The following is a 24,367-nucleotide window of genomic DNA, read 5'->3' on the forward strand; positions in this document are numbered from 1 at the left end:
ATATGACATTACGTTACCCGGCGTTATTGACTCCTTTGCTAATGATGTTCGCTTTCAGTGTTCATGGCGAACCGCCTTTACCACAGGATGTGCAGCATTTTCTGAGCAATGCAGAGATGTGCCAGCATCTGGCCGGCGAATGGGACAGTTCTTTACCGGAAGAGGATAAAAAAGACATAGAAAAGGGCATTAATACCTGGTGCCCTCCGGCGAAAAAAGCACTTCCTGGGTTACGGGAAAAGTACAAAGAAAACAAAGAGATTATAAAAAAACTCTCTGAGTATGATTTTTAAAAACTGTACCGGTATACCGCTCCCCTTGCGGCAACCAGTTGACTAAAAAGGAAATGAAGGATTATGGCTATCAACAATAGCGCGCAGAAATTCATCGCGCGCAACCGCGCGCCGCGCGTGCAGATTGAATATGACGTAGAGATTTACGGCTCTGAGAAAAAAATCGAGCTGCCGTTCGTGATGGCGGTGCTGGCCGATCTGGCCGGGAAACCGCGTGAAGAACTGCCGCCGGTGACGGATCGCAAATTCCTCGATATTGATATTGATAACTTCAATGAGCGCATGAAAGCCATTGCGCCGCGCGTGGCGTTCGCTGTGCCGAATACGCTGACGGGTGAAGGTCAGTTGATGGTCGATATCACGCTGGAAAATATGGACGACTTTTCGCCGGCACAGATTGCCCGCAAGGTGGACGCCCTGAACCAGTTACTGGAAGCCCGCACTCAACTGGCGAACCTTCAGACCTACATGGATGGCAAGGCCGGGGCGGAAAATCTGGTCAATAAACTGTTGCAGGACCCGACTCTGCTGAAAACGCTGGCGAATGCGCCGAAATCGGCCGCTACCCAGCAAGGTGTGTCAGCGGATAATGAATCAGCGGAATAATGTCGAATTTTTAAGGAATTTTCATGGCAAACAGTAATATGCAGGCAACCGACGCGGTTGCTCAGGATACCGTCTCCGCATCCGGTGAATTTGATGCGTTGCTGAATCAGGCCTTCCGACCCAAGACTACCCAGGCGGCAAAAGCCGTGGAAGCCGCGGTGCAGACGCTGGCGCAACAGGCGCTGGCGAACACGATCACCGTCAGCGATGACGCCTATAAAAGCATCAGCGCTATTATTGCGCAGATCGACTTTAAACTGACCGAACAGATCAAACTGATTCTGCAACATCCCGACTGGCAGAAGCTGGAATCCTCGTGGCGCGGTATGGAGCATCTGGTTTACAACACCGAGACCGACGAAAAGCTGAAAATCCGCTTCATGAATCTGTCAAAAGATGAATTGCGGCGCAACATGAAGCGTTACAAGGGCATCGCCTGGGATCAAAGCCCGATGTTCAAGAAACTGTATGAAGCCGAATACGGCCAGTTAGGCGGCGAACCTTATGGCTGTATCATTGCGGATTACTACTTCGACCATACACCGCCCGATGTGGATCTGCTTGGCTCTATCGCCAAAGTCGCCGCGTCGGCCCATGCGCCGTTTATTGCCGGGGCTTCCCCCTCGGTACTGCAAATGGACTCCTGGCAGGAGCTGGCGAATCCCCGCGACCTGACTAAAATCGTCACTCAGAACCTGGAATATGCGCCGTGGAACTCCCTGCGGGCCAGCGAAGACTCCCGTTATATTGGCCTGACGATGCCGCGTTTTCTTGCCCGCCTGCCGTATGGCGCAAAAACTAACCCGGTAGACGAGTTTGATTTTGAAGAAGATGCGGATGGTTCTGACCATACCAAATACGTCTGGAGCAACGCGGCCTACGCGATGGGCGTAAACATCAACCGTTCTTTCAAACACTACGGCTGGTGTACGTTGATTCGCGGTGTGGAATCAGGCGGTGCGGTGGAAAATCTTCCCTGCCATACCTTCCCGACTGACGATGGCGGCGTGGACATGAAATGCCCGACCGAAATCGCCATCTCTGACCGCCGCGAGGCTGAACTGGCGAAAAACGGTTTTATCCCGTTGATCCACCGTAAAAACTCAGACTATGCCGCCTTTATCGGCGCACAGTCGCTGCAAAAACCACAGGAATACTACGATCCAGACGCGACGGCCAACGCCAACCTGTCCGCCCGTCTGCCGTACCTGTTCGCCTGCTCGCGCTTCGCGCACTTCCTCAAATGTATCGTCCGCGACAAAATCGGTTCCTTTAAAGAGCGTGAGGATATGCAGCGCTGGCTGAACGAGTGGATCATGAATTATGTCGACGCCGATCCGGTGAACTCCTCGCAAGAAACTAAAGCCCGTCGTCCGCTGGCTGCCGCTGAAGTAGTGGTGGAAGAGGTCGAAGGCAATCCAGGTTATTACGACGCGAAATTCTTCCTGCGTCCGCATTTCCAGCTTGAAGGGCTGACGGGATCGCTGCGCCTGGTGACAAAACTGCCGTCAGTGAAGCAGGGCAATGCCTGATATATATTTTATGAATGTTTAAGCGAGTGAAGACAGAGAAGATAGAGAATATAAAGAGGGATATGAAGAAAAGAATTTCGTCTCGCCCACGGTCTCGTAAAGGTGGGGTACGTAATGATGACACATATCCGAATGCCAGTAACAATGCCGAAGCTTTTTATATCATTGAGTAGGAAATACATATTATGACCATAAGCCCAACTTTTCATCTGTTACCTGGTATTGTTCTGCTCTTTTCACAATATGCTGTAGCCTGGGAAGTCAGTTGCCCGGCTGTTATTGATACTCAGTCTTCTGCTGTGAGCCTGAAGTCTGATGTCCCAGCGGCGTGGCAGCTTTCTCCCCGATATATGTCGCGTTTATGGTTAAGTAGTATTGGGGTAACGCAGGGTAAACCTGAAAACCTGATGGATCTCAAACCAGAGACTAAAAAAGTAAACGGTGAAAATTGGTCTGTATGGGAAACAGAACGTGTTAGCGATAAAGAAACCGATCGCTATTGGGTTTCGTGTATTTATGGTCATGAACAGATATGGTTGACGCAACCAATACCTGCTTCTTCTACTCGCTGTAAGACTCGTAATTTTGAGGGATCGCCAGAAGACCAGTCTGTATCTTTTATCTGTAATTAGCGATTTGAGACGTGAAAATTTCAGTACAGGTTATGGTTTTTATTATCGGAAGTTATGAAGCATTATTTATATGCATTAAATAATGCAAATTCATAAAATAACTAAATACATTATCGGTACCGGAAAAATATACAGTCCTCTGTTCTCCTGAAGTTATTGGAGAAGGATTCTGTACGGCAATGATTTATCTATAAACAAAAAGATATAGATAAAATCAGGTTTATTTTAAGTAAAACTTAATAAGGATATAAAAATGGCTTATGACATTTTTCTGAAAATTGACGGCATCGACGGTGAGTCGATGGATGACAAACACAAAAATGAAATTGAAGTACTGAGCTGGCGCTGGAATATCCATCAGGAATCCACCATGCACGCCGGTAGCGGCCTCGGCTCCGGTAAGGTCTCCGTCACCAACCTGGATTTTGATCACTATATCGACCGCGCCAGCCCGAACCTGTTCAAATACTGCGCCTCCGGCAAGCACATTCCGCAGGCCATTCTGGTTATGCGTAAGGCTGGCGGCAATCCGCTGGAGTACCTCAAGTATACCTTCACCGACCTGATTGTCGCCGTGGTTTCCCCGAGCGGCAGCCACGATGGTGAAATCGCCTCCCGTGAAACGGTCGAGCTTTCTTTCAGCACTGTGAAACAGGAATACGTGGTGCAGAACCAGCAGGGCGGCAGCGGCGGCACTATCACCGCAGGTTACGACTTCAAGGCGAACAAAGAAATTTAACGGCTGTTTTTCCGGCCAGATGTTATGTCTGGCTGGTTTTATTGTTTTGATTTTAAAGGAATTTACAGTGAATAAATGGCGTAACCCCACTCGGTGGTTATGTGCGGTAGCTATGCCTTTTGCACTGCTCCTGCTTTCCGGATGCGGCAGTAGCGATTCGCTACCTGACCCCTAATCGCAGCGGCTTGGCCTGAGCGTGAAAGCGTTTTACAAGGTGAATTCTGACAATCAGAAGAAAGCGGCGTCCATGAAGATACGTGTTGAGAATTAATGAGCTACACAGAATTTTTAGAGGGTAAGCAAAATGAACAGACCTTCATTCAATGAAGCGTGGCTAGCTTTTAGGAAGGTGAATCATTCCGTCGCTGATGTGGGTAGCATTATTGGTGGAAACGTTGGGAAAAATATAACTGGTGGTTATTTTCAAAATGCCTGTCCTATTCGAATGAGCTATGTTTTGAATGCGACAGGATTCCCAATAGCCCGTAACTCCCCGTATGCAAAGGTTAGTGGTGCCGATAATAAATTCTATATTTATCGTGTGAATGATATGATTGATCATCTTACTCATAATATGGGCAAGCCTGATCTTATTGTTAATAATCCAAAACAGAGTGACTTTATAGGGAAGAAAGGAATTATCGTAGTAAAAGGGCATGGCTGGAGCAATGCCAGAGGACACGTTACATTATGGAATGGCAGTATCTGTTCAGATCAGTGCCACTTATTAAATGACCCAGATAATGGACCATTTGTTCCTGAAGTTGGGACTCTGTGGATACTGCCATGAAATGGTTAATATTAGTTACTTTCAGCATAAGTGGAATGCTGGTATGGCAGCCATCTTTTGCACAAGAAGCATTGACCACACAATATTCACAGTCGGAACTCTTAAAAAATTGGGCGCTGAGTCATTGTCTGGCATTAGTATACAAAGATGATGTCGTTAAAAACGATGCCAGAGCTACGGCCAGTGCTTACCTTGAATATGGTAAACAATCTGTGGAGATTTATCATGAAATTGATGAGATTGCGAAAAAATATTCAGGGTTGAAATATAATGGCTCGATATCATCAGATTTTAATACCATGAAGTGCATAGATTTTATCCACGACAGTGAATTAAATGAATTAATTGAAAGGCGTGTCGAGAAGTAAAATTCAAAGATATTAAAAGCATATGTTCTCTTGCTCTGATGAATTTATGGGTAATAGAGAGCTGTACAGTAATAGTTAATCTGTTCACCTAATAAAGCAGATAAATCAGGGCCTTATTTAGGTAGTTAAAAGGATAGTAGATATGTCTTATGATATTTTTCTGAAAATTGACGGCATCGACGGTGAGTCGATGGATGACAAACACAAAAATGAAATTGAAGTACTGAGCTGGCGCTGGAATATCCATCAGGAATCCACCATGCACGCCGGTAGCGGCCTCGGCTCCGGTAAGGTCTCCGTCACTAATCTGGAATTCGAGCATTATATCGATCGCGCCAGCCCGAACCTGTTCAAATACTGCGCCTCCGGCAAGCACATTCCGCAGGCCATTCTGGTTATGCGTAAGGCTGGCGGCAACCCGCTGGAGTACCTCAAGTACACCTTTACCGATCTGATCGTTGCGGTCGTTTCACCTAGCGGTAACAGAGAAGGCGAAATCGCGTCTCGCGAGCGAATTGAGCTCTCCTTCAGCACCGTGAAACAGGAATACGTGGTGCAGAACCAGCAGGGCGGCAGCGGCGGCACCATCACCGCAGGCTACGACTTCAAGGCCAACAAAGAAATTTAACGGTTGTTTTTCCGGCCAGATTTATATCTGGCCGGATTTATTGTTTTGATTTTAAAGGAATTTACAGTGAATAAATGGCGTAACCCCACTCGGCGGTTATGTGCGGTAGCTATGCCTTTTGCACTGCTCCTGCTTTCCGGATGCGGCAGTAGCGATGCGTTACCTGACCTCGAATCACAGCGACTCGACCTGAGCGTGAAAGCCTCTGATAAGGTGAATCCTGACAATCAGAAGAAGGCCGCGCCCATTGAGATACGTGTTTATGAACTAAAAAATGACGCCGCTTTCACGACAGCTGATTACTGGTCGCTCCATGACAACGACAAATCCGTCCTTACCGACGATTTAGTGCGTCGCGACAGCTTTATTTTGCGTCCCGGCGAAGAGAAAAAACTGCGTCGCCCGCTGAATGCGCAGACCACGGCAATCGGCGTACTGGCCGGATACCGTAACCTGGCCAAATCGGTCTGGCGGGTAACCTACAAAATCCCGGAAGCCCCGGAAAAAGCCTGGTACAGCAGCTTCGTACCGGGGAAAGGAAAAGTGCAGTTGGAGGCGGAACTGGAACAAAGCGCCATTGTAATTACGGAACGGGATAAATGAATTATGAGCTGGAATGACCGCGTAGTCTGGAGTGAAGGACAATTTTTACTGCCGCAGATGTTTCAGCAGCAAGAGCGTTATCTGGAACACGTCATGCATTACCGCAGCCTGCCGCTGACCCCCTTTTTCTGGGGATTCAGCCACTACAATATTGATGGCGAAGCGCTGAACATCGGTAAACTGATACTGAAAGAGGCATCAGGGATTTTTCCTGACGGCACGCCGTTTAACGCACCGGACCATACCCCGCTGCCGCCGCCGCTGACCATCCTGCCGGAGCACCTGAACCAGCAGATTTGTCTGGCGGTACCGGTACGCGCGCCGAACAGCGAAGAAACTACGTTTGACAATAACCCGGAATCACTGGCGCGTTTCTCGGTACACGAACACGACATCCGCGACGCCAACTCGCTGGGACGTGGCGCGCAGTTATTACAGCTCAGTCACCTGCGCCTGCGGCTGCTGCCGGAAAAGGCGGTGACGGGCGCCTGGATTGGCCTGCCGCTGACCCGCATCACCGGGCTGAATCCTGACGGGCGGATAGATATCGACCACGACCTGATCCCGCCCATCATTAATTATCAGGCCAGTTCACTGATGTGTACCTGGCTGTCGTGGATCAACGATCTCATCCGGATGCGGGCCGATTCGCTGGCGGAACGGCTGACCGGCAGCGACAACCACGGCCATGAAGCAGCGGAGGTCTCCGATTACCTGCTGTTGCAAATTCTCAATCGCTTTGAGCCGCTGTTGATTCACCTGGCGAAAACCCCGCTGGCCCCGGAAGTGTTGTATCGCTACCTGTCCGAACTGGCCGGGGAACTCTCCACCTATGTGCGTCCACAAACGCGACGGCCCGCTGAATACAAAGAGTACAAACACCTGACGCCCTATGCCGGGTTGAAATCACTGGTTGATGAGGTGCAGTTCCTGCTGAATGCAGTACTGATCCGGGGCGCGCAGCGCATCGAGCTGAAAGAGGGGACTTACGGCATCCTGAATGCGGTGGTGGCTCCTTCCGATCTTGCCGATTTCAGCACGCTGGTACTGGCGATAAAGGCTTCAATGCCGACCGATGTGCTACTGCAACATTTTGCCGCCCAGACCAAAATCGGGCCATCCGATCGCCTGCCGGAACTGATCCGCTCGCATCTGCCGGGGCTGGCTTTGCAGGTTTTGCCTGTACCACCGCGCCAAATCCCGTTTCAGGCCGGATACATCTATTACGACATCCGCCGCGAGGGAGCATTGTGGGAACACATTGCCCGTTACGGCGGGATGGCCATGCATACCGCCGGGGAATTTCCGGGGCTGGAGACAGAACTGTGGGGAGTGCGCGATAAATGACAGACAGTACCCTGACGCCGCCAGCGGCGGACATGATGTCCTTTTTGTCCACCACGCCGGAACATAAGAACAGTGAATATGAAACGCCGGTACACACCAGCCAGCGCACGGAACTCAATGTCATCGTTGAAGACGGTCCGGACAGCAAACTCCGGCTGGCTGAAATCAGCGCGGCGGCTAACCCGTTGCTCGCCGCTGCCCGGCCTTTATTGTGCGCTCTCGCAGCCATGCCCGCTAAACTGGATGCGGCCCTGGTAGAGCCTTACCGTAATCTGCTGGTACGCGAGATGCATCTGTACCAGACATTATGCGATCAGGCGAACCTGCGGCGCGAGCACGTACTGGCGGTACGTTACTGCCTGTGTACGGCGCTTGATGAAGCCGCCAATAACACAACCTGGGGACGGCGCGGCGTCTGGGCCGGAAAAAGCCTGCTGGTAACATTTCATGGTGAAAGCGAAGGCGGGATAAAACTTTTCCAGATCATCGGGCGTCTGGCGGCCAGCTTCCAGGAACATGGCAACGTACTGGAGGTTATCTACCACCTGCTGGGGCTGGGATTTGAAGGCCGCTACAGCGTGCAGCCAGACGGGCGTAAGCAACTGGACAATATTCGCCAGCAATTGCTGACACAGCTTTCACAGCGTCGCGATCCGGTCATGCCCGCGCTCTCGCCTGACTTTCAGGGGGCGATAAGCGGACGACTGCGGCGGATGCGCCGGGTGCCGGTCTGGCTGAGCGCCGGGATAGCCCTGTTGGCGATGCTGACGCTGTTTGGCCTTTACAGCCACCGGATGGATGTGCAGACCGTCACCGTACAACAGCATATTGATGCGATTGGTATAAAACTGCCGCCGCCGCCCGTGCCGGTTCATAAGCTGCGGCTGAAAATCCTGCTGGCAAACGAAATCGCCCGTGGCCTGCTGACCGTGGACGAAGATGACCAGCACAGTAGGGTGGTCTTCCGTGGCGACGCCATGTTTGTACCGGGACAAAAAACGGTGAGTGACGCAATCCGGCCAGTGATTAACAAAGCGGCGCGGGAAATCGCCCGCGTGGGCGGCGCAGTCACTGTAACGGGTCACACTGACAGCCAGCCCATTCATTCGGCTGAATTCCCATCCAACCTGGTGCTGTCGGAAAAACGGGCGGCGGAAGTTGCGGCGTTGCTGACCTCCGGCGGCGTACCTGCCGGACGGGTACATATCGTCGGCAAGGGCGATACGGTGCCGGTGGCGGATAACGGCAGTAAAGCCGGGCGGGCGAAAAACCGTCGGGTGGAAATTCTGGTAGTGGAGTGAATGAATGATAAAAAAATCGACCTATGATGTGTCTCATCATTCGGCAATATGTGGCGTGACGGGGGATTATTATCGGATCTCAGCGACATATCACATAAAACGATCTATCCGTGTTTTTTTGATCATTTTATGTTGTTTATTACCCGGTGGCGTTTTTGCCGGGTCCCTGATTAACGCAGGATTCATTTCCCCCGATAATGTCAATCTCAGTACGCAGGATTTTCTGAAATTTTATGCCATTGACAACGTACAGAAAAAAGACAATACACTGATGTATATGCTGGGGGTGGCGGATGCTACAGAAGGTAAAGCCTGGTGTGGATATGGTCAGGTTGACAGTATAACAATAAACCATACTGTGCTGACCTGGCTTGAACAGCACGCGGTGACAAAGCCTGATGTAAGGGCTTCAATACTAATAGAGGAAGCATTAGTTAAAAATTTTCCCTGTCAGAGGACAGACCCCTCTATAAAAATTGCTTCCCGGTCATCTCCCATTTTATCCCTGACTCCGGATGCGCTTAATCTTTCAGGTAATGACTTTTTTAAATTTTGGGTATCTGGTAATCAACTGGATAAACTCAGGGCGGGTATCTATCTGCTTGGCGTGGAGGATGCAACGGAGAAAAAACTATGGTGTGGATACGATTTATTTAAGACGCTAACATTAAATGAATTAGTCTATGTTTCTCTTAAAAATAAAACCAATGAGGAACTGAATTCTCGCGCGGCTGAACTTATCATAAATAAATTAATAGAGTATCCCTGTAATATATAAAATCATTCAAGTTGCATCAAGGCGGCAAGGGAGTGAATCCCCAGGAACGTACATTAGTTCGTGACTGGGGTGAGCGAGGAAAGCCAACACACATGCAGCCTGAAGTATGACAGGTATACCCTGTGATAATGTTATCGCTGCCAGTTCAGATAAAGTCTTGGTGGTAAAGGATTGATATGTTTAAGGTGATGGTCTGTCTGTTGGTGGGTATTCCTGCCATTTCTTATGCGCAGGGTTATGGGTGTGCTACGGTTGGAGCATCAATGGAGTCATCGTTATTTGATGCCATAAAAAATGACCTGAATATAGATGTCGCTACTATTATAAAGGATAAAACAAAGTGTATCTAAGGTCTATGCAGAATCTCTGGCCAGGATGGATTATGAAAAAGATAAGGCCAAAAATAAAGTGGCAATATTAGATAAAAAATCCTATTCCGATAGTTACTATGAAAATCAGGTTAAATCTATCGTGGCAAAATATACCTATATTAACAAAGATAAAGAAAAAGATATTTTCATTGCATCCAGCTTCATGAATGCTGATGAGTGTTCTGTAAGATTTAATGGTTATATTACTTTATCCAGGGAATTTTAAAATATTGATTATTGGGTGGCGAGTCGAAATATAATGCAAAAATTTCTTAGTCTGCTTTTTTCCCGGCGCGCGCTGGCAGTTGTGGGCGTTCTGGTTCTGGCGCTGCTGGTCTGGTTTGTCGGGCCGCTGGTGTCATTTGATACCCTGCGCCCGCTGGCCTCCGTGGGTAGCCGGGTAGTGACCATTGCCCTGTTGCTGATGTTGCTGGTACTGTGGCTGGTCAACTGGTCGATGAGTATCATCGGCATCAGTGTCCTGTGCCTGGCGATTGGCTTCGTCACACCGCTGCTGGCCCTGGGCGATGTCCATCCGTTTGCGCCGCTGTGGGTCCGCCTGACATTAATTGGTTTCATCCTGCTGATGTACGCGCTGTACGGCCTGTACCGGCTGTGGCGTGCGCTACGTATGGATGAACAACTGCTGCGTCGCTTCCTGCATCCGCGCGGGGAAGAGGTACCGGTGGCTGGCGAGATCAAAGCCGACCTGCGCACCGTCAACCATATTGTCACGCAGGCCATCCGGCAACTGCGGCAGTTGCGCGTGGACATGCCCGGCTGGCGTAAAATTTTCGAGGGTAAACGCTTTCTGTATGAGCTGCCGTGGTTCATGGTGGTCGGCAGTCCCGGCGATGGCAAAACCACGGCCCTGCTGAACACCGGATTGCAGTTCCCGCTGGCGGAGCAAATGGAGCAGACCTCGCGTATCCTGACAGTGCCGGGTGGCGGCACGCTACACTGCGACTGGTGGTTTACCAACGAAGCAGTGTTGATTGATACGGCCGGACGCTACGCCCGCCACGATGACGGCGGAGAAGTGAGCGCCGCGCAGCGTAACGCCGGAGAGTGGCAGGGCTTTCTCGGTCTGCTGCGTAAACATCGCCCCGGCGCGCCGCTTAACGGCGTGATCCTGACGCTAAACGTGGCGGATTTAACCGCGCAGTCACCGGCGGAACGCCTGGCGGCCTGCGCTGCCTTACGTGCGCGGCTGGCCGATTTGCGTGAGACGCTGGGCATTCGCTTCCCGGTCTATCTGGTGGTCACCAAAATGGATCTGTTGCCGGGCTTCAGTGACTATTTTCGCACGCTGACCAGCCATCTTCGCGCACAAATCTGGGGCTTCTCGCTGCCGTACAGCCGCAGGCGAAAAGCGGGCGACCCGCAGGCGAAAAGCGGGCGACCCGCAGGCGCTGCACGCCGCCTGCGCGCAGGAGCTGGCACGCCTGACGCTGCGGCTGGATCAGGGACTGGATACCCGGTTACAGGAAGAGTACGACCTTAAAAGCCGCCAGCGGCTGTATACCTTCCCGCGTGAGTTCGCCGCCCTCGGCGAGCCGTTGCTGGAGGCTATTGAACAGATCTTCCTCGATTCAAAATTCGATGCCACGCAACTGAATAACACGCTGCGCGGGGTCTTTTTCACCAGCGCCGCGCAGGCGCAGGCCGACGCCGTGGCCGACCAGTTGAGTATCTGGCAGCGCTTTGTCCGGGCGATAAAAACCGCCCGTGGCGAATCCTCCACCTCTCTCCCACACGCTCTGCCGGACGGCAATCGCAGCTACTTTCTGCATGACCTGCTGACGCAGTTTATTTTCCGTGAAGCGCACCTGGTGGAGCCAAACCTCCAGTGGGCCTGGCGTTACCGCCTGCTGCGCCTCGGCGGGCACCTGCTGGTACTGGTGCTGGCATTCCTGCTGTGGCAGGGGATGCAGACCAGCCAGCAGACCAACGGCGACTATCTGAATGAAATCAGCGCCCGCGCGACCCGGCTGGATGGTGAAGTGAAAGCCTACACCGGTAAACCGGCGATGGCTCCCGTCCCGGCACTGCTGGACAGCGCAAGGGAACTGTCCGCCTGGCCGGAACTGGACCCGGACGCGCCGCCGCTGACCTGGCGCTACGGCCTGTACAGCGTACCGCCGGTAACCGACAGCGTGGCGTCGCTGTACAACCGTCTGCTGGATCAACTGCTGCTGCCGCCGCTGGTGAAACGGATGGAGTATGTGCTGGCGGACGCCATTGCCCGTCAGGACAGTAAAGCGGCCTACGATGCCCTGCGCATCTATCTGCTACTGAATCTGGATAAAGATCACGAAGATAAATACAACGCGGCGGAGATCCAGTCGTGGGTGATTAACGATCTGGGGAACAGCGACAGCGTGGCCGGGTTCGGCGGGCGCGCCGCCGTGCTGACGCATATCGAAGCGCTGTTTGACGGCAGCCGGGTGGTGCATTCACCGTATGAGAAAGATGAGGCGCTGATCCGCCAGGCGCGGGCATTCCTCGACGGTCACACCAGTACCGAGCGTATCTACGCGCGGGCGCTGGCGGCAATGGAGAGCGAAGCGCCGCAGGAGTTCACGCTGGTACGCGCCGTCGGCGCGGATGCGGGAACGGTGTTTGTGCGTAGCAACGGCGCGCCGCTGGATCGGGGCGTGCCGGGTATTTTTACCCGTGAAGGATACCGGGAGCTGTTCGACAAACGATTACCGGAATTTGTGGCGGCGGCGACGGCGAACGATGGCTGGGTGATGGGCCGGGAGAGTACGCCAAAAAAGCTGACTGACAGCCTGCGCAGCCAGATACCGGGGCAGGAGCAGTCTGTCGCCCGCGAAGTCCGCCGTTTGTACCTGACGGAATATGCCCGCCGCTGGCAGGATTTTCTGGACAGTATCCATAGTATCAACAGTGCCGGGGAAGAGGGCAGTTCCGGCCTGGCCTATGATTTACAGGTGCTGCGCACCCTGGCGTCGCCGGACTCACCGCTGATGCGGCTGGGAAAAGCGGTGGTGGAGCAGACCACGCTGGTGCCGCCGCCGGACCCGCAGGCCAGACAGAAACAACTGGCGCAGCGCGCATCCGGTAACGCGGGGAAAGTGGTACAGACGGCAAAACTGTTCCAGGATATTCACCCGGAAGAACGGCTGGAAAAAACGCTGGTGGATGACCGTTTCGCCGCGCTGCGCGAGGTCATTGCCGGGCGGACGGACGGCGGACAGAGCGGCAGTGGGACGATGCAGATCGCTTCGCTGCTGACCATGCTCAACGAGTATTACACCCAACTGACCATTGCTGATAGCGCGCTGGCAGCGGGGACGTTGCCAGCGCGCATTACTGCCGCAGACAAGTTGCAACTGGAGGCGGCGAAACTGCCCGCGCCGCTGAAAAACATCCTGCTGGATCTGACGAAGCAGGGAACGCGAAAAATCAACGCCGGGACCGGCGATGTGCTGAACACTCAGATGGAGGCGATGATGGGCGACGACTGCCGTGACGCCATCGACGGGCGCTATCCGTTCGCCGACAGTCCGCAGGAGGTCAGCGCCGAGGACTTTAACCGCATCTTCGCCAGCGGTGGCGTACTGGATGCTTTCTGGAGCAAACAACTGGCTCCGCTGGCGGACACCGCCAGCGACCCGTGGCGCTACAAACCGACCGAAGGCAACATGACGTTGCAGGGGCCGGATTTAACGCCGTTTCAGCAGGCGAAGCAGATCCGCAGCGTGTTTTTTAACAGCGAGGGCGGGAAAAAATTTTCCTGGTCGATGCAGATTAGCGTGGTGGATATGGACCCGGCCATCACGGAACTGGTGATTGATATCGACGGCCAGGTGCTGCGCTACGCCCATGGTCCGGACCGGCCCCTGAAAGTGACGTGGCCGGGACCGCGCAACGGCTCGATGGCGGAAATCACCGCCAGCCCGCGTATTCGCCAGGACACCTCAACGCTACTGACCGGCGGGCCGTGGGCGCTGTTTCATCTGCTGGACGCCGGAATGGTACAGGAAACGGCGGTGCGGGGGCGGCAACTGGTGGAATATGATTTTGACGGTCGTCGGGTGGTGCTGGAAATCACCGCCGGGCGGGATTTTAACCCGGTCAGCCGGGAGCTGTTGCAGAACTTCAGTTGCCCGGCGAGGGCGCTGTAATGCGCCGGCCAGCGGTGGTATCAGCCCCGGCGATGTTCGGCAGGCTGCCGGACCAGCGCGACTATGTGCGCTGGCGGGTGGGCGCTGAAGAGGGACGAATATGGCAGGACTGGCTGAACCGCCAGACGTGGGTGGGCAGCGGGCGGCATATCGTGTTGCCTGAAGGCCAGACGACCGATGAAGAGCGTGACGGCTGGATGCACCTGTCGCCGCGTGGCGAACATGATATGCCCGCGCCGGAACACCATCCGCTGCCGTGGAGCTTTGTAATGTCGCCGGGATTTTTGCCGATGGGTGGGACGACTGACTGGCTGACCGGAGTGCTGATGGCGTCACGGGATAGCGTGGGACGCCCGTGGCCGCTGGTGATTTACCAGCGCTGCGGTCGGGAGTGGCTGGACGAGAGTTTGCAGGAGACGCAGGGCTGGCTGTACTGGCTGGCGAGGCTGGCGGCGCAGCATATCACGCCGGACACGATGCGGCGCGGGCGGCTGACGGAGCAGGTGGACCAGCTATGGGCGATGTGGCAGCCGGGGCCGTGGTGGGCGCAGTGGCTGCGTGGGTTACGACGTACATCGCAGCGCAGCCGGGAACTGACCGGGCTGCCGGATGAAGCACCGGTAGTAGAACTGCCGGGCGTGCGTTATCTGCCGTGGCCGGGCTGGCCGGGTAAGACGCTGGGGCAGGCAACACCGGGGCAAGGCTGGTTCTGGCAGCAGAACAGTGAAGGGCGGTATGTGGATGCGCTGCGACTGGTGGAGAATAACAGGAGGGAAGAGTGAAAGACTTATGGCAGACAGCACTGAACACGCAAGAACAAAATAGTTTCGCTGCAACCTGTAAGCCAGAAGATAATTTGTTGTTAAACGGTGTATTTTTGTGGGTTGAAACCACAGGTGCGGGTCATGCTTTTGTCTCTGTACATATGGATAATTCTGTTTATTTGTACACTTACGGGCGGTATGGAAGGACTGGCTCTAGTGCGACTGTCGGAGATGGTATTTTAAACTTCTTTGAAGATGAAGATGCCCGATCTTATTATCGTTATGAGCTATATCAGATGGAAGCACATGTGTTTGAAATAAATGATGCTAATCCGATATTGGTTCGTGAATTTTTTGAAAAATTGTGGAATGCAGCAAAACCACCTGTTCCTACAAAATCAATGACGGACAGGGTAAAGTTGCGGGGGCGTACAATTGATATTTATGATGTAACCGGAAATAATTGTACGACACACTCCGTTGAGGGGATTAAATATTCTGGTTCGAAAATATTTGAGACAAAATATATATTACCTTCTATACAGTCATCATTTGGGGTATCTGCTTCGCCACAGTTAACAGTTGACACAGAGATAGATTTCACGATCCCTTTCTCATTACAACAATACCTTATTGAGAAAAGTTCTGATTTTTCATCAATGTCAGTAATGAATATGACCAGTGAATTCAGGCAACAATATCCTAATATTGGTGATAAAAGTGGAGCAGCACAGGGATTGAGCGCTGTACTGATGGGGGTGGGAGCAAAAAGTTCTGCTTCATCAGGTACCTCGTCGCCATATTCTGGTGGTACATCTGGCGGTTCTCTGGGGAGTTCATACAATGACAAATAAATTCTGGATACGCTGGGGGATTATTTTATTTATCTCTGCCATTTATTATATTGTTGTTTTTTATTTTAATATTATATTTGCAGTGAACTACTCGGAAACGATGAGCATGGGAGGGGATTTTAGTTCGTCCCAGTGTGTCTGGTTTGCCAGACAACTCTTATCGGATCATAATTATGTGTTCATTGTTTCAGTTGTGGGTTTTTTAATTTGTATGCCACTTATTTTGCTGGCTTTCAAAAAAATAAGATAAGCATTGCATTTTTTTTGAAACGTAAGCGCTTTTTTGTGCTTTTTAAAATATGTTTGTGCCAGTGGAATGTTATTTCCGACTGCCAAATACTGCGCTTAAATTTAGTATTAAAGGAGCAAATACCATGAGTTTTGTATCCACAAATAATAAATCCGGTATGGGGGGGCTGACGACAACCACGCCGCCGATAACAGGTGAAAACAGTGGAACTACAGCAGGTTCGGTTGCCGGAAGCGTGGCGGGAGCCGCAGAAGCGGCAGTGGAACAGGCGCTGGGATCTCTGATGGGCGACCTGCCTGAACCGTCGGGGTTGGTGAAAGCAGCGGTGGCTGCGGCGGCACAGGCTGCGGCAGCGGCGGGCGCGGCGCAGGATGTGATATCGGCACTAATTTCTGGTGCAACCAGCGGGCCGGGCGCACATAACGTGACGGTCAGCGGCAGCGCAGTTCCACCGCAGATGCTGCTGTTTTCCAGTCTGAACGGCTCGGAAGCTCTCGGTAGCTTGTTTACCTACATCGTACAGCTAAAAACGCCCGACACCCTGAATCTGGGCTATGTCTCCCCCGCAGCCAACCTGCCGCTTAAAGCCATGGTGGGCAAAGATTTGTGCGTCAACATCGAACTGGATGGCGGCGGCAAACGGCATATCAGCGGGCTGGTCACGGCGGCGCGGGTGGTGGGCCATGAAGGGCGTTCTGTTACCTATGAGCTGCGTATGGAGCCGTGGGTAAAACTGCTGACCCACACCAGCGACTACAAGGCATTCCAGAATAAAACCGTGGTGGACATTCTCGATGAAGTGCTGGCTGAGTATCCGTATCCGGTGGAAAAGCGACTGGTGGAAAGCTACCCGGTACGCACCTGGCAGGTACAGTACGGTGAAACTGATTTTGATTTTCTTCAGCGACTGATGCAGGAGTGGGGCATCTACTGGTGGTTTGAGCACAGCGAGGACAGCCACACGCTGGTGCTGGCGGATGCCATCAGTACACATCACGCCTGCCCGGATTCACCGGAGGTAGAATGGCATCAAAAAGGGTTAAAGCTGGATAAAGCATTTATCCACACCATTATAGCCAATGAAAGTCTGCGTACCGGGCAGTGGGTACTGGATGATTTTGACTTTAAAAAACCGCGCTCGCGGCTGGCGAACACAGTGGCAAACCCGCGTGAAACCGGCCATGCCAGTTACGAACACTACGAATGGCCGGGCGATTATTTCGACAAGGGCGAAGGCGAAATGCTGACGCGCATTCGTATGGAAGCGCAGCGCAGCCCTGGCAGCCGGGTTCACGGTGCCGGGAATATCCGTACGCTGATGACTGGCTACACCTTTGCGTTGATGAATCACCCTACGGCAGAACTCAACCAGGAATATCTGTTGGCGCAGACTACGCTGTTTGTGCAGGACAACGCGCAGCACAGCGGGCAGGACCAGCACTTTACCTTTTCCACCCGTTTTGAACTGCACCCGACCCGTGAGGTGTTCCGCCCGCAGCGGACGGTGAGCAAACCCCACACCAAAGGGCCGCAGAGCGCCATCGTCACCGGCCCGGCGGGCCAGGAAATCTGGACGGATCAGTACGGGCGGGTAAAGGTGCAGTTTGGCTGGGACCGTTACGGCAAAATGGATGAAAACAGCTCCTGCTGGATACGCGTCAGCTACCCATGGGCGGGCAAAGGCTTCGGGATGATCCAGATCCCGCGTATCGGCCAGGAAGTGCTGGTGGATTTCAAAAACGGCGATCCGGATCTGCCGATCATCGTGGGGCGTACCTACAACCAGGACACCATGCCGCCGTGGGGACTGCCGGGAATGGCGTCGCAGAGCGGGATCTTCAGCCACTCGCTGTATGGCGGGCCAACGAACGGCAACATGCTGCGTTTTGACGACAAAACCGGCGCGGAGGAAGTGAAGTTCCACGCGGAAAAAGATCTCAACACCACGGTGAAGAATAATGAAACGCATACGGTTATGGTGGATCGCACTAAAACCATTATTAAAAATGAAACCAACAGTATTGGTGAGGACAGAAACACCACGGTAACGAAGAATGACGGCCTTTCCGTAAAACTGGCGCAGACGATCAATATCGGCACCACTTATCGTCTAGATGTTGGCGATCAATTCACGCTTCGCTGCGGCAATGCGGCGCTTGTTTTACATAAGGACGGCTCCATTGAGTTTTGTGGCAAGCAACTGATGTTACATACCAGCGATGTCATGCAACTGATTGGTAAAGGTATTGATATGAACCCGGATGGCGGCACAGCCGTAACCGCCGATGATATTGCCCCCCTTCCCACCTCTGAATGATCTGAATTAAACCTGGAGTTCTCATGGATCGACCATACCGCATACAGGAAGGGTGTTTTGTCCTGCCTGAAACATTTACGGATCGCAGCGTTAATATTTTTATCCTGGAGGGCAATGAACGAACATCGCCCAGTCTGAATATTTCCCGCGATACGCTAAAACCTGATGAAGACCTGCCCGCCTATATTGACCGCCAGATTGCGCTGATGAAAAAAAATCTCGGTCAGCACCGGGTATTGTCGCGAGCGCCTGCACAGGCAGGAACGGGCAATAATGCCCTTATGGGGGAACAAATTGCCGCCACCCATAAATCCGGGAAAACGGAAGTGTACCAGCGTCAGGCCGGGTTTATTGCAACCCCTGGCAAGGTACTGGTCTTCACCCTGACCAGTCCCCGTCCTTTTGATGATAAAGCAGACCTACTCTGGAACACCTGGCTGGCAGGCTTTCAGCCGGATAAAAACGAATAATCACACGGAGGTGTGACCATGTATGAAGCAGCCCGTGTGGATGATCCTATCTACCACACCAGCGCGCTCGCCGGGTTTCTTATCGGCGCTATCATCGGCATCGCCATTATCGCGCTTGCCGCCTTTGCCTTCTTTAGCTGCGGTTTTCTTGCCGGGCTGATTCTGGGTTTTATGGCCGATCAAATAGCCTCCGGGGTATTGCAACTGGGCGAAGCCATCGGGCGCTCCATCCACCACACGGCAGGAAAAATCCTCACCGGTTCGGAGAATGTCAGCACCAACAGTCGCCCGGCGGCGCGCGCGGTACTGAGTACGGTGAAATGCGATAACCATATCGCAGAAAAACGCATCGCCCAGGGGTCGGAAAATATCTACATTAACAGCCAGCCCGCCGCCCGTAAGGATGACCACACCGAATGCGACGCGGTGATTGAAGACGGTTCGCCGAATGTGTTTCTGGGCGGCGGTACGCAGACGGTACTGGAAATCAGTTCTGAAATTCCGGACTGGCTGCGCAAGGTGGTGGATGTATTGTTTGTCGTGGCGAGTCTGCTCGGCGGGCTGGCCGGGGCGTGGCGGCAGGCGGCAAAGCTGGGGACGAAATTTGGCACTAAATGTGCCGCTAAGTTTATCGGCGGGGAGCTTGCCGGGATGGCCGTGGGTGAGGCTATCAGCGGGCTGTTCAGCAATCCGGTGGATGTGACCACCGGGCAGAAAATCCTGCTGCCGGAAACGGACTTCACCCTGCCCGGTCGCCTGCCGGTCACCTGCTCGCGTTTTTACGCCAGCCACCTGGAAACCGTGGGACTGTTGGGACGGGGCTGGCGGCTGAACTGGGAAACCAGCCTGCGCGAGGACGATGAACACATCACGCTGACCGGCGTACAGGGGCGGGAACTGTGTTACCCGAAAACGATGCTGACGCCCGGCCACCAGATATTTGACCCGGAAGAACAGTTATACCTCAGCCGCCTGCATGACGGGCGTTACGTGCTGCATTACACCGATCGCAGCTATTACGTATTTGGTGATTTTGACAGTGACGGCATGGCATACCTGCTGTTTATGGAGACGCCGCACCGCCAGCGCATTGTCTTCGGGCACGAAGGAGGCAGACTGGTACGGATAGCCTCCAGCAGCGGGCATCACCTGTTACTGCACCGCACACAGACCCCGGCAGGGGAGCGGCTGTCGCGAATTGAACTGGTGCAGGGCGGCACCCGTGGCAACCTGGTAGAGTACCGGTATGACGATAACGGTCAACTGACCGGCGTGGTGAACCGGGCGGGAACGCTGGTGCGGCAGTTTGCTTATGAAAACGGGCTGATGACGGCGCACAGCAATGCGGCGGGGTTCACCTGCCGCTACTGCTGGCAGGAACTCGACGGCGCGCCGCGCGTGACGGAGCACGACACCAGTGACGGCGAACATTACCGCTTTGACTATGATTTTGCCGCAGGCACCACCACCGTCACCGGCAGGCAGGGGGAGTCATGGCAGTGGTGGTACGACAGGGAGACGTATATCACCGCGCACCGGACGCCGGGCGGTGGAATGTACCGCTTCACGTACAACGAAGACCACTTCCCTGTCAACATTGAGCTGCCCGGCGGTCGCACGGTGGCGTATGAATATGACATCCAGAACCGGGTGGTGAAGACGACAGATCCGGAAGGCCGGGTGACGCAGACGCAGTGGAACGGCGAGTTCGACGAAATCACGCGCACGGCGCTGGACGATGACGCTGTCTGGAAAACGCAGTACAACGCCCACGGCCAGCCAGTGCAGGAGACGGACCCGGAAGGGCGGGTGACGCAGTATGCTTACGATGAACAGGGGCAGATGTGCAGCCGGACGGATGCGGCGGGCGGCACGGTGGTGACGGCGTTCGACAGCCGGGGGCAGATGACGCGGTACACCGACTGTTCAGGGCGCAGCACCGGATATGACCACGATGAGGACGGCAACCTGACGCGGGTGACGGACGCCGAAGGGAAGGTGGTGCGCATCAGTTACAACCGACTTGGGTTGCCGGAGACGGTGAACTCACCGGGGAAACAGCAGGACAGGTATACCTGGAATGCGCTGGGGCTGATGAGCAGCCACCGGCGCATCACGGGGAGCGTGGAGAGCTGGCGGTATACGCCGCGCGGTCTGCTGGCGGCGCACACGGATGAGGAGAAGCGCGAGACGCGCTGGCAGTACACGCCGGAAGGCCGGGTGACCGCGCTGACCAACGGCAACGGGGCGCAGTACCGGTTCAGTCACGATGCGGACGGCAGGCTGGTGCGTGAGGTGCGCCCGGACGGACTGAGCCGTACTTTTATCCTGGACGACAGCGGTTATCTGACGGCGATACAGACCACGGGCACGCAGGGCGGCGTGCGGCGGGAGACGCAGCAGCGGGATGCGCTGGGCCGTCTGTTACGGACGGAGAATGAACACGGCCAGCGGACGTTCAGCTACAACCGGCTGGACCAGATAACGGCAGTGACGCTCACGCCCACGGAGGCGGGGCAACAGCAGCACCGGATGCAGGCCGACACGGTGCGTTTTGAGTATGACCGCAGCGGCTGGCTGACGGCGGAGCACGCGGGGAACGGTAGCATACGTTATCAGCGCGACGCGCTGGGCAACCCGACGGACATCACGCTGCCGGACGGGCAGCACCTGACGCATCTGTATTACGGGAGCGGGCATCTGTTACAGACGGCGCTGGACGGCCTGACGGTGAGCGAGTATGAGCGCGACAGCCTGCACCGTCAGATAATGCGCACGCAGGGGCAGCTTGCGACGTACAGCGGCTACGACGACGACGGGCTGCTGAGCTGGCAGCGCAGTCTGGCGCCCGGCAGTGCCCCTGTTCTTCCCGGCCAGCGCCCGGCGCGGCAGGGCTGCGTGACGTCGAGGGACTATTACTGGAACAACCACGGCGAGGTGGGCACGATTGACGACGGCCTGCGTGGCAGCGTGGTGTACAGCTATGACAGAAGCGGTTACCTGACCGGGCGCTCAGGTCAGATGTATGACCATGACCGTTATTATTACGATAAGGCGGGCAACCTGCTGGATAACGAAGGGCAGGGTCCGGTGATGAACAACCGGCTGCCGGGCTGTGGTCGTGACCGTTACGGTTATAACGAGTGGGGCGAGCTGACCACGCGGCGCGACCAGCAACTGGAGTGGAACGCGCAGGGGCAGCTGACGCGGGTCATCAGCGGCAACACGGAGACGCACTACGGCTACGATGCGCTGGGGAGGCGAACCCGCAAGGCGACGTACGGGCGGCACACGAGCCATACGGCGCGGAGCCGGACGGACTTTGTGTGGGAGGGGTTCAGGCTGTTGCAGGAGAACGTGCAGCAGCAGGGCTGGCGGACCTATCTGTACGATGCGGAACAGCCGTACACGCCGGTGGCGAGCGTGACGGGGCGGGGAGAAAGCAGGCAGGTGTGGTATTACCACACGGACGTGACGGGCACGCCGCAGGAGGTGACGGTGGCGGACGGGACGCTGGTGTGGGCGGGGTATATCAGGGGGTTTGGAGAGAATGCGGCGGACATCAGCAACAGCGGGGCGTACTTTCACCAGCCGCTGCGGCTGCCGGGGCAGTATTTTGACGACGAGACGGGGCTGCATTACAATCTGTTCAGATATTATGCACCGGAGTGTGGACGGTTCGTCAGTCAGGATCCGATTGGGTTAAGGGGCGGGTTAAACCTTTATCAGTATGCGCCGAATCCGATTAGATGGATCGATCCTTTAGGACTTGCTATCCTGGAGCATCAATCTAATTTTGATGCGGCAAGGAGAACCGGATTTGAAAATGCGGGTATGACAAACCCTGAGGATGTCACTTTCTCGAAAGTCGATCCCAAAACTGGTACTGTTGTTGAGTTTAAAGGTCCAAATGGGGCTAAAGTTGCTTATGATGCACCTCATGCAGATATGGATGTGACAGCAGGGCATGATAAACCACATGTTGGTTGGCAATCCGCAGGAAAAAGAGGTTCCGGAGGAGCTAATAGAGGTAATATTACTTATGATGGCCCACAACATCCGCATCGCTCTGACTCTAAGGGAGATGATAAATGTTAAATTCAAATATGTCTGAACTTAGAATCGAACTGGAGAATGCGATTAAAAATCTCGGTATTCATGACTATCGTGTCGATAAACCCGAACAAATCGTTTCTGAGATAAAAGAGATATATGTTAATGGTAATCCTAGAACCTGGTGGTTATCATTAAAACATAGACAATATGTCTTTTCTTATACCGATAATTCTGGATATAAAAACATATCACAAATAGTAAGCAAACAACTCAATGAAAGCAATGTAATCAACAAACATATATTTTTGATTGCTGATGAAGATAATGAGCAAATATATGTATATAACGTTCCTCTTAACTCCCTGCCTGAAATTATAGAAAATTGCAGATATTTTGAATATTATGTTGCAGATCATGAACTATCTTGGCTTATATGTGAAAATGATCATGGTGATTTGATTGTATGTTCAACCATTAAATAAAGCGTGAGTGCTCTTTAGCGATATAGTTGCCTGTATTTAGGCGTTACTAGCCGAAGATGGCACGATTGTCTGGCAGGGGAAACAGCAACTCTGAGGTCGGGAAGATAGCATAACCCATTAACCTGGATAGATCCGCTAGACCTGAATCCAGTTGATGCGACAGGTTATAGTGTTTATGGTTTATTTGCTCCTGGAGCAAATAAACCTTATTACATTGGTATTACTAATGATATGGATCGACGAAGGGCCGAGCATTAAAGCACTGGCAGGTTATCAAAAGAAAATGGAAGGATGCTGCCACTTGATGAAAATGTAATCTAATGGAAAGTCAGAGGTTACGAGCAATATTATATAGAGAAATATAAAACCAGAACCGGAACCATAGGTGAAAAAAATTCCTCAACAAATAGAGAGAATAAATATAATTCATTTGATCATGGGCGAACAGATCCCAGCGCACAAGCATTTAAAAACTCTTAAAATAGTAAGGGAGTTGGCTCCTATAGGGGGAAATGCGGATGAGTTATTTTAAAGTTTGGGACTGGGATAAGAAGCTGAGAACGATGTTGCGCTTTGTGAAGCTCGGAGACATATTTTGTTTTAAATTAGATGGAGATAGATATTGTTTTGGCAGGATAATATCTAAAATAATAACTGGGCATGTTGCTGAGTTATTTGATTATATGTCAGCCGCTCCAGAAATTACAGAAAAAAAGATTAATAAGGTAAAAAGAATTTATTCGCCCATTGTAATTGATACTTATGGCTTGTTTGATAAAAAGGTATACAAAGATGGTGACTGGAGAGTTATTTGTCATCAGAGTAACTTTTCCCCTATAGATGTTGAAAATGTATATTTTACATACGGTCTTGAAAGTTTATGTAAAAGAGTTGATGTGTTTGGTAATGAAATTTCCATATCTAAAGAGGAATCTCTAAAATATCATAAGTTAAGTCCATATGGTGATTTTGATATTAAAAAGCTATTAAATAATATCTGAAGATAAAGCCGGGACAGATCCTCAAATCTTCCCG

Annotated in this window: 21 protein-coding genes and 3 pseudogenes; all 24 read left to right on the top strand. The window is 53.0% G+C overall.

Annotation, left to right across the window (positions count from 1 at the left end):
• The first annotated feature begins 2 nt into the window (after positions 1–2).
• The 24 genes and pseudogenes from ACLJRE_RS17740 to ACLJRE_RS17855 all read left to right on the top strand — a co-directional run bounded on the left by ACLJRE_RS17740 (position 3) and on the right by ACLJRE_RS17855 (position 24,333).
• Positions 3–293, top strand: a complete 291-nt coding sequence (locus ACLJRE_RS17740) for a hypothetical protein (RefSeq protein ID WP_000175471.1) — start codon at positions 3–5, stop codon at positions 291–293.
• 63 nt (positions 294–356) lie between these two features.
• Positions 357–899, top strand: coding sequence for a type VI secretion system contractile sheath small subunit (gene tssB, locus ACLJRE_RS17745; RefSeq protein WP_000996818.1), 543 nt, complete (start codon positions 357–359; stop codon positions 897–899).
• Positions 900–922: 23 nt separating this feature from the next.
• On the top strand, positions 923–2,431 hold the full coding sequence (tssC, locus tag ACLJRE_RS17750) for a type VI secretion system contractile sheath large subunit (RefSeq protein ID WP_000013884.1): 1,509 nt from the start codon (positions 923–925) through the stop codon (positions 2,429–2,431).
• A 14-nt stretch (positions 2,432–2,445) separates the two neighbouring features.
• The gene (locus ACLJRE_RS17755) at positions 2,446–2,604 is read left to right on the top strand and encodes a BPSL0067 family protein (RefSeq protein WP_001632431.1); all 159 of its coding nucleotides are present in this window, start codon (positions 2,446–2,448) and stop codon (positions 2,602–2,604) included.
• Positions 2,605–2,616: 12 nt separating this feature from the next.
• A complete protein-coding gene (locus tag ACLJRE_RS17760) occupies positions 2,617–3,063 on the top strand; it encodes an STY0301 family protein (protein WP_001602342.1) in 447 nt (148 codons plus the stop codon).
• 253 nt (positions 3,064–3,316) lie between these two features.
• Positions 3,317–3,802, top strand: a complete 486-nt coding sequence (locus tag ACLJRE_RS17765) for an Hcp family type VI secretion system effector (RefSeq protein ID WP_000312802.1) — start codon at positions 3,317–3,319, stop codon at positions 3,800–3,802.
• Positions 3,803–3,869: 67 nt separating this feature from the next.
• Positions 3,870–4,064: pseudogene (locus tag ACLJRE_RS17770) on the top strand (type VI secretion system lipoprotein TssJ); the annotation flags it as partial.
• 42 nt (positions 4,065–4,106) lie between these two features.
• Positions 4,107–4,592 carry a type VI secretion system amidase effector protein Tae4 gene (locus tag ACLJRE_RS17775; RefSeq protein WP_001081548.1) on the top strand — a complete coding sequence of 162 codons (486 nt, stop codon included), beginning with the start codon at positions 4,107–4,109 and terminating at the stop codon, positions 4,590–4,592.
• Positions 4,577–4,960 carry a type VI secretion system amidase immunity protein Tai4 gene (locus ACLJRE_RS17780; RefSeq protein ID WP_000379083.1) on the top strand — a complete coding sequence of 128 codons (384 nt, stop codon included), beginning with the start codon at positions 4,577–4,579 and terminating at the stop codon, positions 4,958–4,960. Before ACLJRE_RS17775 ends, ACLJRE_RS17780 begins: the two co-directional genes overlap by 16 nt.
• A gap of 142 nt (positions 4,961–5,102) precedes the next feature.
• Entirely contained in the window at positions 5,103–5,588 is a 486-nt protein-coding gene (locus ACLJRE_RS17785; RefSeq protein WP_023212865.1) for an Hcp family type VI secretion system effector, read from the top strand.
• A gap of 66 nt (positions 5,589–5,654) precedes the next feature.
• Entirely contained in the window at positions 5,655–6,191 is a 537-nt protein-coding gene (gene tssJ, locus ACLJRE_RS17790; protein WP_023212866.1) for a type VI secretion system lipoprotein TssJ, read from the top strand.
• A 3-nt stretch (positions 6,192–6,194) separates the two neighbouring features.
• Positions 6,195–7,538, top strand: coding sequence for a type VI secretion system baseplate subunit TssK (gene tssK, locus ACLJRE_RS17795; protein WP_023212867.1), 1,344 nt, complete (start codon positions 6,195–6,197; stop codon positions 7,536–7,538).
• The gene (tssL, locus tag ACLJRE_RS17800; protein WP_000132489.1) at positions 7,535–8,839 is read left to right on the top strand and encodes a type VI secretion system protein TssL, long form; all 1,305 of its coding nucleotides are present in this window, start codon (positions 7,535–7,537) and stop codon (positions 8,837–8,839) included. The genes tssK and tssL overlap by 4 nt, the downstream gene beginning before the upstream one ends.
• A 4-nt stretch (positions 8,840–8,843) precedes the next feature.
• Entirely contained in the window at positions 8,844–9,617 is a 774-nt protein-coding gene (locus ACLJRE_RS17805) for a Rap1a/Tai family immunity protein (protein ID WP_023212868.1), read from the top strand.
• 188 nt (positions 9,618–9,805) lie between these two features.
• Positions 9,806–10,214, top strand: a pseudogene (locus ACLJRE_RS17810) (Shiga toxin A subunit).
• A gap of 33 nt (positions 10,215–10,247) precedes the next feature.
• A pseudogene (icmF, locus tag ACLJRE_RS17815) lies at positions 10,248–14,139 on the top strand (Type VI secretion protein IcmF).
• A complete protein-coding gene (locus tag ACLJRE_RS17820) occupies positions 14,139–14,921 on the top strand; it encodes a TagF domain-containing protein (protein ID WP_001254131.1) in 783 nt (260 codons plus the stop codon). Before icmF ends, ACLJRE_RS17820 begins: the two are co-directional and overlap by 1 nt.
• The gene (locus tag ACLJRE_RS17825; protein WP_000654209.1) at positions 14,918–15,757 is read left to right on the top strand and encodes a hypothetical protein; all 840 of its coding nucleotides are present in this window, start codon (positions 14,918–14,920) and stop codon (positions 15,755–15,757) included. The genes ACLJRE_RS17820 and ACLJRE_RS17825 overlap by 4 nt, the downstream gene beginning before the upstream one ends.
• 374 nt (positions 15,758–16,131) lie before the next feature.
• Positions 16,132–18,324 carry a type VI secretion system Vgr family protein gene (locus ACLJRE_RS17830; protein ID WP_000011516.1) on the top strand — a complete coding sequence of 731 codons (2,193 nt, stop codon included), beginning with the start codon at positions 16,132–16,134 and terminating at the stop codon, positions 18,322–18,324.
• 23 nt (positions 18,325–18,347) lie between these two features.
• A complete protein-coding gene (locus ACLJRE_RS17835; protein ID WP_000375833.1) occupies positions 18,348–18,794 on the top strand; it encodes a DcrB-related protein in 447 nt (148 codons plus the stop codon).
• An 18-nt stretch (positions 18,795–18,812) separates the two neighbouring features.
• Positions 18,813–22,892, top strand: coding sequence for a polymorphic toxin type 47 domain-containing protein (locus ACLJRE_RS17840; protein WP_023136378.1), 4,080 nt, complete (start codon positions 18,813–18,815; stop codon positions 22,890–22,892).
• Positions 22,886–23,332: a protein SciX gene (sciX, locus tag ACLJRE_RS17845; RefSeq protein ID WP_000935097.1), complete on the top strand. Its 447-nt coding sequence runs from the start codon at positions 22,886–22,888 to the stop codon at positions 23,330–23,332. Before ACLJRE_RS17840 ends, sciX begins: the two co-directional genes overlap by 7 nt.
• 385 nt (positions 23,333–23,717) lie before the next feature.
• A complete protein-coding gene (locus ACLJRE_RS17850; protein WP_000723740.1) occupies positions 23,718–23,864 on the top strand; it encodes a hypothetical protein in 147 nt (48 codons plus the stop codon).
• Positions 23,851–24,333, top strand: a complete 483-nt coding sequence (locus tag ACLJRE_RS17855; protein ID WP_000120036.1) for an Imm26 family immunity protein — start codon at positions 23,851–23,853, stop codon at positions 24,331–24,333. The genes ACLJRE_RS17850 and ACLJRE_RS17855 overlap by 14 nt, the downstream gene beginning before the upstream one ends.
• The last annotated feature ends 34 nt before the right edge of the window (positions 24,334–24,367 follow it).

Source organism: Salmonella sp. SAL04157, assembly GCF_046551635.1.
GTDB classification, from domain to species: Bacteria; Pseudomonadota; Gammaproteobacteria; order Enterobacterales; family Enterobacteriaceae; genus Salmonella; species Salmonella enterica.

Excerpts from the sequence above, each read along its gene's own strand:
- ACLJRE_RS17740 (WP_000175471.1), top strand. The coding sequence starts at position 3 with ATGACATTACGTTACCCGGCGTTATTGACTCCTTTGCTAATGATGTTC.
- tssB (WP_000996818.1), top strand. The coding sequence starts at position 357 with ATGGCTATCAACAATAGCGCGCAGAAATTCATCGCGCGCAACCGCGCG.
- tssC (WP_000013884.1), top strand. The coding sequence starts at position 923 with ATGGCAAACAGTAATATGCAGGCAACCGACGCGGTTGCTCAGGATACC.
- ACLJRE_RS17755 (WP_001632431.1), top strand. The coding sequence starts at position 2,446 with ATGTTTAAGCGAGTGAAGACAGAGAAGATAGAGAATATAAAGAGGGAT.
- ACLJRE_RS17760 (WP_001602342.1), top strand. The coding sequence starts at position 2,617 with ATGACCATAAGCCCAACTTTTCATCTGTTACCTGGTATTGTTCTGCTC.
- ACLJRE_RS17765 (WP_000312802.1), top strand. The coding sequence starts at position 3,317 with ATGGCTTATGACATTTTTCTGAAAATTGACGGCATCGACGGTGAGTCG.
- ACLJRE_RS17775 (WP_001081548.1), top strand. The coding sequence starts at position 4,107 with ATGAACAGACCTTCATTCAATGAAGCGTGGCTAGCTTTTAGGAAGGTG.
- ACLJRE_RS17785 (WP_023212865.1), top strand. The coding sequence starts at position 5,103 with ATGTCTTATGATATTTTTCTGAAAATTGACGGCATCGACGGTGAGTCG.
- tssK (WP_023212867.1), top strand. The coding sequence starts at position 6,195 with ATGAGCTGGAATGACCGCGTAGTCTGGAGTGAAGGACAATTTTTACTG.
- tssL (WP_000132489.1), top strand. The coding sequence starts at position 7,535 with ATGACAGACAGTACCCTGACGCCGCCAGCGGCGGACATGATGTCCTTT.
- ACLJRE_RS17805 (WP_023212868.1), top strand. The coding sequence starts at position 8,844 with ATGATAAAAAAATCGACCTATGATGTGTCTCATCATTCGGCAATATGT.
- ACLJRE_RS17820 (WP_001254131.1), top strand. The coding sequence starts at position 14,139 with ATGCGCCGGCCAGCGGTGGTATCAGCCCCGGCGATGTTCGGCAGGCTG.
- ACLJRE_RS17830 (WP_000011516.1), top strand. The coding sequence starts at position 16,132 with ATGAGTTTTGTATCCACAAATAATAAATCCGGTATGGGGGGGCTGACG.
- ACLJRE_RS17835 (WP_000375833.1), top strand. The coding sequence starts at position 18,348 with ATGGATCGACCATACCGCATACAGGAAGGGTGTTTTGTCCTGCCTGAA.
- ACLJRE_RS17840 (WP_023136378.1), top strand. The coding sequence starts at position 18,813 with ATGTATGAAGCAGCCCGTGTGGATGATCCTATCTACCACACCAGCGCG.
- sciX (WP_000935097.1), top strand. The coding sequence starts at position 22,886 with ATGTTAAATTCAAATATGTCTGAACTTAGAATCGAACTGGAGAATGCG.
- ACLJRE_RS17855 (WP_000120036.1), top strand. The coding sequence starts at position 23,851 with ATGAGTTATTTTAAAGTTTGGGACTGGGATAAGAAGCTGAGAACGATG.